This window comes from Paenibacillus sp. FSL R7-0297 (assembly GCF_038009025.1).
Taxonomy (GTDB): domain Bacteria; phylum Bacillota; class Bacilli; order Paenibacillales; family Paenibacillaceae; genus Paenibacillus_AQ.
The window spans coordinates 1,466,706-1,479,525 of sequence record NZ_JBBPAQ010000001.1 but is presented as its reverse complement, the minus strand read 5'-3'; the positions used below and the strand labels follow the sequence as shown (position 1 = coordinate 1,479,525).

Annotated in this window: 11 protein-coding genes; 6 read left to right on the top strand and 5 right to left on the bottom strand. The window is 54.4% G+C overall.

Annotation, left to right across the window (positions count from 1 at the left end):
* Positions 1–53: 53 nt before the first annotated feature.
* Positions 54–1,565 (top strand): aminotransferase class V-fold PLP-dependent enzyme, encoded by a 1,512-nt coding sequence (locus MKZ24_RS06470; RefSeq protein ID WP_042240486.1) that lies wholly within the window; start codon positions 54–56, stop codon positions 1,563–1,565.
* Here the strand turns inward: MKZ24_RS06470 and MKZ24_RS06465 are convergent.
* A complete protein-coding gene (locus MKZ24_RS06465) occupies positions 1,551–2,186 on the bottom strand; it encodes a TVP38/TMEM64 family protein (protein ID WP_042240488.1) in 636 nt (211 codons plus the stop codon). The genes MKZ24_RS06470 and MKZ24_RS06465 overlap by 15 nt on opposite strands.
* Positions 2,187–2,407: 221 nt before the next feature.
* On the opposite strand from MKZ24_RS06465, the gene MKZ24_RS06460 reads away from it, so the two are divergent.
* The 5 genes from MKZ24_RS06460 (at position 2,408) to MKZ24_RS06440 (ending at position 8,150) form a co-directional block, all read left to right on the top strand.
* The gene (locus MKZ24_RS06460) at positions 2,408–3,970 is read left to right on the top strand and encodes a sensor histidine kinase (protein WP_340781763.1); all 1,563 of its coding nucleotides are present in this window, start codon (positions 2,408–2,410) and stop codon (positions 3,968–3,970) included.
* Positions 3,891–5,534, top strand: a complete 1,644-nt coding sequence (locus MKZ24_RS06455; protein ID WP_340781762.1) for an ATP-binding protein — start codon at positions 3,891–3,893, stop codon at positions 5,532–5,534. Before MKZ24_RS06460 ends, MKZ24_RS06455 begins: the two co-directional genes overlap by 80 nt.
* An 11-nt stretch (positions 5,535–5,545) precedes the next feature.
* Complete coding sequence (locus tag MKZ24_RS06450) at positions 5,546–6,640, top strand: response regulator (RefSeq protein WP_052416781.1); 1,095 nt, start codon at positions 5,546–5,548, stop codon at positions 6,638–6,640.
* A gap of 231 nt (positions 6,641–6,871) precedes the next feature.
* Positions 6,872–7,543, top strand: coding sequence for a hypothetical protein (locus tag MKZ24_RS06445; RefSeq protein ID WP_042240494.1), 672 nt, complete (start codon positions 6,872–6,874; stop codon positions 7,541–7,543).
* Positions 7,544–7,652: 109 nt separating this feature from the next.
* The gene (locus MKZ24_RS06440; protein ID WP_340781760.1) at positions 7,653–8,150 is read left to right on the top strand and encodes a GNAT family N-acetyltransferase; all 498 of its coding nucleotides are present in this window, start codon (positions 7,653–7,655) and stop codon (positions 8,148–8,150) included.
* Positions 8,151–8,290: 140 nt separating this feature from the next.
* Here the strand turns inward: MKZ24_RS06440 and MKZ24_RS06435 are convergent, their stop codons facing one another.
* From MKZ24_RS06435 to MKZ24_RS06420, 4 genes are read right to left on the bottom strand one after another with little or no spacing between them, the layout of a single operon-like run.
* Positions 8,291–8,530 (bottom strand): hypothetical protein, encoded by a 240-nt coding sequence (locus MKZ24_RS06435; RefSeq protein ID WP_042240499.1) that lies wholly within the window; start codon positions 8,528–8,530, stop codon positions 8,291–8,293.
* A gap of 1 nt (position 8,531) precedes the next feature.
* Positions 8,532–9,959, bottom strand: a complete 1,428-nt coding sequence (gene hydA / locus MKZ24_RS06430) for a dihydropyrimidinase (protein WP_340781759.1) — start codon at positions 9,957–9,959, stop codon at positions 8,532–8,534.
* Between the two features lies 1 nt (position 9,960).
* Positions 9,961–11,250 carry an NAD-dependent dihydropyrimidine dehydrogenase subunit PreA gene (gene preA, locus MKZ24_RS06425; protein ID WP_042240504.1) on the bottom strand — a complete coding sequence of 430 codons (1,290 nt, stop codon included), beginning with the start codon at positions 11,248–11,250 and terminating at the stop codon, positions 9,961–9,963.
* Between the two features lie 27 nt (positions 11,251–11,277).
* The gene (locus MKZ24_RS06420) at positions 11,278–12,666 is read right to left on the bottom strand and encodes an NAD(P)-dependent oxidoreductase (protein WP_340781758.1); all 1,389 of its coding nucleotides are present in this window, start codon (positions 12,664–12,666) and stop codon (positions 11,278–11,280) included.
* Positions 12,667–12,820 lie beyond the last annotated feature (154 nt).

The following is a 12,820-nucleotide window of genomic DNA, read 5'->3' as shown; positions in this document are numbered from 1 at the left end:
ACGGTCCCCTTCCGTATCCGCGACCACAGATTCATTGTCTGGAGGGATTATCCGTGCTGAGTATCCGTCACGCCGGTGCAGCAGAGGCGCCGCCATCATTGCAGGAGCATTTCGCGGCTTTTCGCGAGCATACCATAGGAAACCGTCATATGATTACTACCCCGTACGGCCGCCAGCCGCTGCTGTATGCCGACTGGACGGCCAGCGGTCGGCTCTACGAGCCGATCGAGCGCAGAATGCAGGAGAGCTTCGGCCCCTATGTCAGCAATCCGCATACCGATTCCAATACTACAGGGCTAACGATGACCCTGGCTTATAATGAAGCCCGGCAGATCATCCGGCAGCATGTGAATGCCGGTCCCGGAGATGTGCTGCTCTTCTGCGGCAACGGCACTACCGGAGCGGTGAACAAGCTGCAGCGGCTCATGGGCCTGAGGCTGCCGGAATGGCTGCAGCAGAACTACGTCTGCCCGCCGGAGGAACGCCCGGTTATCTTCGTCAGTCATATGGAGCATCATTCCAATCTGCTGCCCTGGCAGGAAGGCATCGGCGATGTGGTCACCGTTCCATCCGGGCCGGGCGGGCAGGTTGACCTTCAGCAGTTAGAGGAGCTGCTGCTCCGCTACCGGAACCGCCGCTTCAAAATCGGCTCTTTCACCGCCTGCTCCAATGTGACCGGCATCCAGACACCCTACCATCAGCTTGCCGCGCTCATGCACCGGCATGGCGGGGTTTGCTTTGTCGATTTTGCCGCGAGCGCACCTTATGAACGGATTGACATGCATCCCGTATCTCCTCAGGAGAAGCTGGATGCCATCTTCTTCTCTCCGCACAAATTCCTCGGCGGCCCCGGAACAGGCGGAGTGTTGCTGTTTGATGCCGCACTTAGCACCGGCAGTGTGCCGGATGAACCCGGCGGTGGCACCGTGGTATGGGTCAACCGCTGGGGCGGGCGGCGCTATATTGCTGACGTGGAGGTGCGCGAGGACGGAGGCACCCCCGGTTTCCTTCAGGCTATCCGCACAGCGCTGTGCATCAGACTGAAGGATCAGATGAATGGACCCGGACAATATATGGTCGTCCGGGAGCAGGAGCTATGCCGGAAGCTGCTCGCGGAGCTTGCGCAGATTCCTGGCTGCTCTGTACTAGCAGGCGCGCAAGCTGAGCGCCACGGGATCATCTCCTTCACGCTGAAGGAGATCCACTACAATCTCGCCGTCCGCCTGCTGAATGACCGCTTCGGTATTCAAGCGCGCGGAGGCTGCTCCTGCGCCGGCCCGTACGGCCATCAGCTGCTCGGGCTGGACCCTGCGGATTCGCAGGCGTTCATCCAGGCGATCCTCGCCGGTGACCAGTCACTGAAGCCGGGCTGGGTCCGCCTGTCCCTGCACCCGGTCATGACTGACCGGGAGGTGGAGCATATGGCCTTCGCCGTCCGTTCCATCGTCAGCCGCATCGGCGAATGGAGCAGCGACTACCGCTATAATCCTGCCACCAACAGCTGGCTTCACTCCGGGGATACCAGGGAACCTGGCGGCGAGATCCGCGAATTATTCTCTCTGTAGCGGTTTGCTGCTTGATTCCCGTTCCCGGGCCATCCGGGCGAATCTGGACTCAATCGCCTTAACCCCCCACAGCGACACCCCGATAAACAGCAGCACGTAGACCATCTCTCCCGGATGACGGATGAACCGGTCCACATCATTGCCGATGTAGGAGACCGCGAATACCATAATGGCTTTGCCGGCGCAGAGGGCAATCAGATAGGAGCGAAGACGCATGGCAGCAAGCCCGGCAGCCATATTGATGACTACGAATGGCCCTACCGGAAACAGACTGAGCAGAAAAACATAGCTGAACCCGCTCTGGCGGACCCAGGTCATGCTTTTGGCGACCTTGGGCCGCTCGGCCCATTTGCGCAGGTAGCGGTGGCTGCCGATTTTACGGATAATCAGGAAGGTAGTTACACACCCCGCTACAAGACCGATCCAGGAATACAGGAACCCGAGCCATAAGCCGTATACTGCTCCGTTAAGCCCCACAATCGCGATGGTCGGCAGCGGCGGCACGAATGATTTCATGAAGGTAAGACCCACTCCGGGCAGCGGCCCGAGCGAGCGGTACTGCTCCAGCAGAGTCCGCAGCCGCTCCTCGGTCAGCCATGACATTATATCTAAAAAGAACATTTACTCAGCTCTCCTCATTACATTCTGGAATAGTTGCAAGTTATACATAGCATTGAGTTTCAATTATACAATACTTCTGTCCGCCTGACGCTAAAACGTCAACTGACTAGACAAGCATAAGCTGCCGGGGATATGATGAAATCAACTAGTAACAGAGTCGGCATGAACCTGGATATACTCTTATCCTGTCGAATTATCAGTCAGCCCGAAGTGAGGTCTTCATGAAACCATTTGATTATAGTCTGCTGGCCAAAAGAACGCTCGCCCTGCTGTGCATCTGCCTGCTTGCCGCATCTGCCCTGGTACCCTTGCTCGACAACTCCGCTTCTGAATGTACTAGCCGGAATCCCGGTTATATAGATTTGTCCACATGTACCTTCGATGATTCTGCTGTCTTCCCGCTGGATGGAGAATGGGAATTCTACTGGCAACAACTGCTGGACCCGCAGGAGAACCTCTCCAGGACTGCGGAAGCGCCAGCTTATTTGACCGTGCCCGGGACTTGGACCCCGCGTACTGAAGCTAGCGGATTCTCCCGTTATGGGTATGCCACTTACCGTCTGCTGGTCCAGCTCCCGCCGGATATCCCCGCCTTTGCGCTCAAGGTAACCAGCATCCGCTTTGCCAGTCTGGTATTTGTGAACGGCAACCTTCTGGAGGGAAGTGGAATACCGGGCATATCCCGTCAGAACACTGAACCGCGGAATAACCCGTATTCTCTTACCTTCAGCGCCAAGAACAATAAGGCTGAGATTCTGATTCACGTGTCCAACTTCACTTATACCAACGGAGGAATTGCCGAGTCTATCCGGATTGGCACTCCTGCTGCTATAGGAGCCATGGACCAGCGCAACAGCACCTACGATATATTTCTGGTGGCAGGTTTTGCTTTTATCGGACTCTACTTCTTCGGACAGGGGTTGCAGCGTAAGGAGGATAACTCTTCCCTACAATTGGCCATGTATTGCTTCACTATTGCCCTCTACATGATGACACACAGCGAGAAGCTGCTTTTTGAATACTTCCCTTCGATCTCTTACGAGGGATTCAGCAAGCTGCAGGCGATGTCTAGTGTGATCGGATTCTATTTCGTATCCAGCTATACCTATTCCCTGTTTCCTTCTCTCTATTCCCGGCTTTTCCGGTGGATTACCCTTATTTATTCACTAGGCTTCTGCCTGATTGTCCTTACAAGTACAATTACTGTTTACTCCCGCGTCGCAAGTATACTGCTGATTTTCAGCCTCATCTCCGCCTGCTATACCTTCTATGTTATGGCGAAGGCTGCCTGGCGGCGGGAGACCGGTTCTTATTATTTGCTCATCGGTGTAGTCGCTGCGATCATGTTCACCTCCTCGCTCTCCGCCAACCTGTTTCTGGGCACAGGACTATATGCTATCCCTCCGGTGTCCGGCCCCATCTTCGTTCTTGCCGAGGGTTTGTTTCTGTCTGCACGGCATGCACATGCCTATCAGACGATCAAGCAGCTCTCCCTTCAGCTCGAACGCAAGGACAGGGACAAGGATGAGTTCCTGCTCAAGACTTCGACCCAGCTGCGTACACCGCTGAATGCTATCATCAATATCTCACTGTCTATGTATGAGGGCGCCGGCGGGCCGCTTACCCCTTCACAGCGTGAGGATATGCGGCTGATCCTCGGAACCGGAAGACGGCTGGCCTTCCTGGTCAGGGATATCCTAGATTATGAACAGATCAAGCGGCAGCGCATCACCCTGCACTGGGGTGCTGTTGGATATTCAGGGCGTTGCGGAAATTGTAATTGAAGTCTTCCAGTTTCTAAATAAAAACGGTGAGATCCGTATCAAGAACCGCATTCCGCCGGGTGCGTTCCTGGTCCAGGCCGATGAACAGCGGCTGATGCAGATCCTCTACAACCTGATGGATAATGCGCTGAAATTCACCGATCGCGGCAGCGTGATTATTGAGGCCGCTCAGCTGGATGATTCCATATCGGTTACGGTCACCGATACCGGCCGGGGCATTCCCCAGGAACAGCTGGAGAGCATCTTCCGTGATTATGAGCAGGTTAACGAAGCCGATTCGCTGGAGACTGGTGGACTGGGCCTGGGTCTGGCCATTACCCGTAAGCTTGTAGAATTGCACGGGGGAAAGATTACCGTGTCCTCCACGCTTGGCCGCGGAAGCAGCTTCACCTTCACACTCCCCGCCAGGCAGGCTGACGCTGCCGTTAAGGAGGAGCCGGAAGACCGTCAGCTACTGCTTAGACCGGTGCAGTCGCCTCCGGAAGCTGTCGATGAAGAGTGGAAGTACAGAACCACCCTAGTAACACACTCCACCGGACAGGCTGGCCCCTACGCTCCCCGCATTCTGATTGTGGATGACGATTATGCCAATCTGAAGGCGCTGACCAACCTGCTGTCGCTGGAGAATTATACGATCTCCAGTATGGGCAGCGGCAATGACGCACTGGCACTGCTTGCAGAGGACCGTGATTTCGACCTCTGCATCATCGATGTCATGATGCCGGGAATGTCGGGCCTAGAGCTGTGCAGGAGGATCCGCCAGACTTACACGCCTCTGGATCTGCCGATCCTGATGGCCACTGCCGGACAGCAGCTTCACTTCAATGAGGCGGCCTTCCGTGCCGGAGCTAACGACTTCATCCATAAGCCTTATGCCTGGAGCGATCTCAAGGGGCGCGTCAATACCCTGGTACAGCTGAGACGATCGGTATCCGACCGGCTAAGTTCGGAGATCGCGATGCTGCGCGCGCAGATCAAACCGCATTTTCTCTACAATGCCATTAATACGATCATCTGGATGAGCACACGCAACAATGAGAAAACCCGGCATTTGTTGTACGATTTGAGCCACTTTCTGCGCGGCAGCTTTGATTTCAGCAATCAGGAAACGGCGATTCCGTTTGAGAAGGAGCTTGAACTGATTGAGGCTTATCTGTCACTGGAGCAGGCCCGTTTCGGGAAACGGCTGAATGCCCAATATAATATTGAAGTCAGTGAATTCTCATTGCCGCCGCTGATTGTGCAGCCGATCGTGGAGAATGCCGTACGCCACGGACTGATGGAGAGAATTGATGGCGGAACCGTAATCCTCTCCACCAGACAGGAAGGCAATTCCATCCTCATTACTGTCGCCGATAACGGTAAGGGAATGAGCGATGAGCAGCTCTCCTCCTGGATGAACGAGGGCTACCGTTCTCCACATGGAGAAGGCACCGGAATCGGCCTGCGGAATATCAACCGCCGGCTGCTGACACAGTTCGGCTATCCGCTTGTCATTTCACGTGGGAGCAACGGGGGTATTGAGGTACTTATAACAATCCCATGGAAGGATGAGGTCTCCTGAGTATATCTGTAATGGTTATTGACGACGAATGGCCAGCGCTGGAGCAGATGCGTGAGCTGCTGCTTCAGTGTGACGGCATTCCCTCTGTTATTGTGTATGATAATCCGCGCGAAGCTTTTACGGCTGCTGTAGAACATAAACCTGACATTCTATTTCTGGACATCCAGATGCCTGAGCTGTCCGGCTTGGCTTTTGCCGAGAAGCTGCTGCCCTTCTCACCGGACACGGATATCGTATTCGTGACAGCGTACCGGAATTATGCCGTCGAAGCCTTTGAGCTGTCGGCGGTGGATTATCTGCTGAAGCCCGTAGACCCCTCCCGCCTGCTCAAGACGTGGAACAAGATACTCTCCAAGCGTATGCTTCCCGTCGCCACCGGGACAAGAAGTGCCGAAACGGCCTTCCGCCTTCTTGGCGGTTATGAGCTGACCGGTCCACAGGGAGCCGTGAAATGGAGCACTCATAAGGCGGAGGAGTTATTCGCCTATCTATGGATTCACAGACAGGGCAGCGTAAGCGTAATTCTGAATGATGTGTTTCCGCAATGGAACTATGAGAAGGGCAAGCAATATCTGCACACCACTGTCTATCAGATCCGCAAAACCTTAAAGAAGGCTGCACTGGAGGACAGTATTGAGCTGACCTTCGACAGGGAAAACTACCGGCTGGAATCCAGGGGGATCGAAGGCGATACCGAAAGATTCATGGAGGCAGCCACGCTCGCACTGCAGAACAATCAGCTGGAGGAGATGCGCGAGGCTGCCGCCCAGTACAAAGGGGACCTGCTGCAATCGCTGGACAGCCTCTGGGTCTATTCCTCCCGCGACAAATACCGCCGTCTCTACCTCAAGCTGCTGGAGCAGCTTACCCTGGAGCTGATACAGGCCGGGCGTCATTATGAAGCGGAAGATTATGCCGTGCGCCTGACCGAGCTGGAGCCGCTGGATGAGAGCTATGCCCTGCAATTGATCTCCATTTATTATGAAATCGGCAAGCCTCTGAGGGCGCAGCGAAAATTCACCCAATTCAGAGACTCCTACCAAGCCGAGACGGGCGATGACCTGCCGGAATGGTTCATGGAGGTCTACCAGCGGCTGGGCAAATAAATGCTGAAGCATGTTCATAGATAAATAGATTAAAGCACACTAAAAAAGCAGCTCCGGCCTCCTGCCCAGGCTGCTTTTTAGCGAAAATATGTATATTTTGTGCTCATAGTTTCGATATTTTACGTCATCATTCGACGTTTATCAGTGTTTTATCAGTGACAATTGTTACCATAGCCTTACACAAGTTAATTCAGACACAGGACCCATGATTAGAGCTATGGAGGTTATATAATGAATAAATGGACCGGATTCAAAAAAGTTGTCAAAAACACCCGATTGCTTCCACTTATGATGTCGATCATTCATGATGTTACTGTAGATAGTACAACTCCTGCGATGTCTGTAGAGGTTGCCACGGATAAAAGCTCTTATTTACCCGGGGAAGAAGTAACCGTGCTGTTGCTGTTGCGGGATTTCGCTCCTAATGACCATGGCTACAGCTATTTCAACTTCATTGTGCAATATGACAGCCAGGTATTCGACAACTCCGAATACACGCAGCAGTCAGTCTATACTGAAAGGAACTTTACCCCAGGTGACGAAGTGAATAATATGTTCCAGTTCAATTTCCAGAACCCGGTTGACGGAAGCATCTATATCGGAATGAATACCACTATGCGCGGAATTGATATTCAAGTCGAAGCTGCCAATAAGCTAAGCTTCATTCCGGCTGTAGACCAGACGCTGATAACCTTCAAGCTGCGGGTCAGAGAACAGACGCTTGCGTCCTCCTCGACCATCAGCCTTGCGAATGAATTCACCAGAATCCGAACTTCTGAGGCGGGCAACAGCTTTTATCTCTACTCACCCGATGTTAACGAAATCGCTCCCGTGCCTGTTGAAATCACCCAATCCCCGTCCGTTTCCGTCTTCTCACTGGAGTCAACCAACCGTCTGGCGTAGCGAAGTACCCATCAAAACCAGATCCAGCTTCAGATACACTTCAAATTGGCAGCCGGCTCTCCTTCCTGTACTATAGCTGTATACATACTCAGGAAGCAGGTGGATTGTTATGCTGCATTCAGAAATTATAATGTTACGGGCAACAACCCTGGAAGATCTCGACTTTGTCCTGGATGCCGAAGGGGCTGAGCTAAACCGCCGGTTCATCGGCCAGTGGAGTAGGGATCAGCACACAGCAGCTTTGGATGACGGAGATATTATGCACCTGATTGTTCAAGACTCAGCCGGGGAACCGGCAGGTTACGTGATCCTTACAGGAATTCAGGACCGTAACCTCACGATCTGTATCCAGCGGATTGTCATTGAGACCAAGGGCTGCGGCTATGGAACAATGACACTGAAGCTGCTGACCCACTGGGTCTTCACCCATACAGATACTCACCGGCTGTGGCTGGACGTCAAAGATTATAACGCCAGAGCACAGCATGTCTATGAAGGGGCCGGCTTCAAACCGGAAGGCATCTTGCGCGAATGTGTACGAACTGAGGAAGGCTTCGAATCGCTGCAGATCATGTCTATCCTGCGGCAGGAATACAGACACGAATAATTACTGCAAAGACAGCCGGTCAGCCCATGTTCAGGGGCGATCCGGCTGTCTTTATTATAGAATGCAGGAACTGCAGTCACGATAATATTGGCAAAAAGCCGCGATCCCAGGATCGCAGCCCCTCTATCCGATATGTTGATTTACGTGTGGGTTTCAATCGGAGCCGCTGGCTTGCTGCCGCCAAAGATCAGCGTCGTCACATGCTTGCGTGCATCTGCTGTAAGCAGCAGCAGCTCTACCGGTTCTCCGGCCGGCTCCCTGCGGATAAATCGGACCTTCGCCCCGTCCAGATCCTCGAAGATGCCGGTAACCGTATATCCTTGCAGCAGGAGGCTGTCAATCGCCTGCCGCTCTTGGTCGAACTCCTCGAATGCCGACATCTCAGATCACTCCTCCGCTGATTTCCGCCTGGACCGGACGGGACGCTTCAGCCTCGAAACGCTTGCGGTGCAAATACTTGCCCGCACCGGCCGTACCGACGAACGCCTTGTCGCGGATAACGAATTCTCCGCGGCTGAGCACAGACACCGGCTCGCCCTGAACCTGCATACCTTCAAAAGCATTATAATCCACATTCATATGATGGGTTTCTGCGGACAGTGTTCTTTCTACAGCCGGATCGAAGATGACGATATCTGCGTCACTGCCTACAGCGATTGTGCCTTTTTGCGGGAACAGGCCGAACAGCTTGGCACTGGAGGTGGAGATAATATCCACGAACTTGTTAAGTGAAATGCGGCCCTTCTGCACACCTTCAGAGTAGAGTACGCTGAACCGGTCTTCGATGGTTGGCCCGCCGTTCGGAATCTTCGAGAAATCACCCAGTCCCAGATCCTTCTGTCCCTTGAAGTTAAAAGAGCACTGATCAGAACCTATCGTCTGCAGCGTGCCGCTCCACAGCGCATCCCATAATACGTCCTGATTCCACTGCTCGCGCAGCGGAGGAGACCAGACATACTTCGCACCCTCGAAGTCCGGCTTCTCAAGCGCTGACTGGTCCAGCACCAGATACTGAGGGCAGGTCTCGCCGTAGACGCGCAGCCCTTTCTTGCGGGCTTCCGCGATCTTCCAGGCGGCTTCGGCGCAGGTCACATGCACTACATAGAGCTGCGAATCCGTCAGCCCCGTTAAATATGCCGCCCGGCCGGTGGCCTCGCCCTCCAGCTCAGGAGGCCGGGTCAGCGCGTGATAGATCGGATCGGTGTTGCCGGCAGCCAGCGCCTGGTCGACCAGATACTCGATCACATCGCCGTTCTCGGCATGCACCATAACGAGTGCGCCTTCGCGCCTCGCCGCCTGCAGCGTCTTGTACAGCACGCCATCATCGGCCTGGAACGTGTTCTTATAAGCCATGAACACCTTCAGCGAAGTGATGCCTTCCTTCTCAATAATCTGCGGCAGCTCGCCGAGCACCTTGTCGTTAAGCTCTGAGACCATCAGGTGAAAGCTGTAGTCAATGACTGCTTTATCCTGCGACTTGTTATGCCAGGTGTCTACCGCCTGCTGCAGCGGCTGGCCCTTGGTGGTCAGGCAGAAGTCGATAACCGTTGTGGTTCCGCCATAGGCGGCGGCAATCGTGCCGGTCTCGAAATCATCAGCAGTGACGGTACCGCCAAAAGGCATATCCAGATGCGTATGCGGGTCAATCCCCCCCGGAAATACGTAACAGCCGGAAGCGTCGACAATCTCTGCTCCAGACGCTTCAAGATTCAGGCCAATTCCGGTGATGATCCCATCTTCAATCAGGACATCCCCTGTATAAGTATCCGCTGCTGTGACGATAATGCCGTTCTTGATGATCTTCTTCATCTTAACCCACCTCCACTTCCGAATAAGAACCGTTTAATCCGCTAATGACCTGATTACGCTGATTCCAGGTCATCGGGGCCGCTCCGCTATCCAGTGCAACCATATCAATCGCACCCTCTGCCGGGCAGACAATCGAACACAGATTACAGCCTACACAATCTTCCTCACGCACCTGCAGAATCGCCTTGCCTTCGGCATTCGTAAGCATGTCGATACATTGATGCGAAGCGTCCTCGCAGGCGATATGGCATTTATTGCAGTTAATGCAGTTATCCTCGTTAATCCGCGCAACCACTTTATAGTTAAGGTCGAGATCGCCCCAGTTGGAATACTTGGGCACCGATTTGCCGATCAGCTCCATCACAGAGGCCAGGCCCTTCTCATCCAGGTAATTATTCAGGCCGTCGATCATCTCCTCCACAATCCGGAAGCCATGATGCATAACCGCCGTACACACCTGAATGCCGGTGGAGCCCATCAGCATGAACTCTACGACATCCTGCCAGGTGGAGATGCCGCCGATTCCTGAAATCGGAACACCGACTGCGCGGTCGCGGGCGCATTCCGCCACCATGCTGAGGGCAATCGGCTTCACTGCCGGACCGCAGTAGCCGCCGTGTGCACCCTGTCCGCCGACATTCGGGATCGTGTTCCAGCTGTGAATATCCACTCCGGCCAGACTGTTGATCGTATTGATCAGGCTGATTGCATCCGCGCCGCCCTTGACGGCATGCCGGGCTACGACCGTAATGTCGGTGATATTCGGCGTCAGCTTCACAATGACCGGTGTTGTCGCCACTTCCTTGACCCAGGCGGTCTGCGCCTGCACCAGATCGGGCTGCTGGCCGGAGGCTGCGCCCATTCCACGCTCGGCCATCCCATGCGGACAGCCGAAGTTGAGCTCAAGGCCGTCTACGCCGACCGCTTCGACGCGCTTGACGATTTCATGCCATTTCTCCTGCTTGGGCTCGACCATCAGCGAAGCGATAATCGTATTGTTCGGGAATCTCTTCTTCGTCTCATAGATTTCCTTGAGGTTAACCTCCAGCGGACGGTCGGTAATGAGCTCGATATTGTTGAAGCCAGCTACACGCTGCCCGTTAAAATGAACGGCAGCAAACCGCGAGGAGGTGTTAATGACCGGCTCGCCCAGCGTTTTCCACACCGCACCGCCCCAGCCCGCTTCGAAGGCACGCTGCACCTGATAACCTGTATTGGTAGGCGGCGCAGAGGCCAGCCAGAACGGATTCGGTGACTTGATTCCTGCAAAATCAATACTGAGATCTGCCATTGATATTCCCTCCCTGTCTTATGAAATCTATACCGCAGAGCCAACCACACTGTCCTGATGGCCCGACATTTGCTTCACAATCGCATAGGCGGCATCCTTGCCCTGCTGGGCGGCGGAGACAACCATCGCTTCACCTGCACCGGAACCGAAGACGATATCACCGGCAGCATAGATCTGCGGATCAGAGGTACGCCCGGTTGCCCCGTCAATCTTCACTACACCCCGGTGATGCTCCAAGCCCAGCGCTTCAATGAGGTCAATCCGCCGCTTCTGCCCGATCGCCACAACTACAGCGTCCACGGGCAGGATGAATTCTGAGCCCTCCACCGGCATCGGAGCAAGGCGGCCATCCGGACCTGTCTCACCCGTCAGCTTCATCTGCACACATTCCAGCCCGGTAACATTCCCAAGCCCGTCCCCGACAATCCGCTTCGGCAGGGTCAGCCAGCTGAACTCCACGCCTTCCTGCTTAGCGAATTCATATTCGAAGTCATAGGCCGTCATCTCCGTACGGGTCCGGCGGTAGACCATCTTCACGTTCGCTGCGCCAAGCCGCACGGAGCAGGTAGCCGCATCAATTGCCGTGTTGCCTGCACCAATGACAGCAACGCGCCGGCCCATCAGCTCCAGGGTAGGAATCCCGGTCTTCGTGGTTTCCACCAGCTCTATCGCATCATAGACACCGGACAGCTTCTCGCCCTCGATGCCCAGCGGAGGGACATAGCCCATGCCTGCAGCCAGCACAATAGCATCATACCCGGCCTGCAGCTCTTCTACAGAGATATCCACTCCGACCTTCATTCCGGTGCGGATCTCTACACCCAGCTTCTCTACCTGCTCTACTTCCCACAGGGAGATAGACTGCGGTAGCCGGAAGGATACGATCCCGTGCGTATCGAGGCCTCCTGCCAGCTGCTTCGCTTCATAGATCACCACCTGGAAGCCTTCCCGCGCCAGCTCTCTGGCTGCAGACAGCCCGGCCGGTCCGCCGCCGATCACGGCGACTTTTTTACCGTTGGGGACACCTGCCTTGAATAATTGAACGCCGCTGCTGATCGCCCAGTCAGTAGCGTAACGCTGCAGCAGGCCAATCTGAATCGGCGCCGAAGCGTCATTCAGGACACAGGCACCCTCGCACAGCTCTTCAGTAGGGCATACGCGGGCGCAGCTGGCACCTACCGGATTGGAATCCATAATCGTCTGCGCCGACCCCTTCAGGTTATCGGTGGCGATTCTTTTGATGAAGGAAGGGATATTAATGCTGGTCGGACAGGCCTTGATACAAGGGGCATCATAACAATACAGGCAGCGGTTGGATTCCTCGATTGCACCTTTGCGGGTAAGTCCCGGCTCAGCCTCGGCAAAATTACGTATGAATAGTTCAGGTGTGAATGTTAACGGTGAAGCCTGCTCCATCGGTTATCCCTCCTTCTGTATGATAGCTTCCGTATTCGAATCAGGTTTGTGTTATATAATATAACATTATTACGATGATTGCCTTAATATTTTACTTACTTATCAGGATTATTGTAGTAAAATAAACTCTAAGCCAACATCAACACCGTAAAAT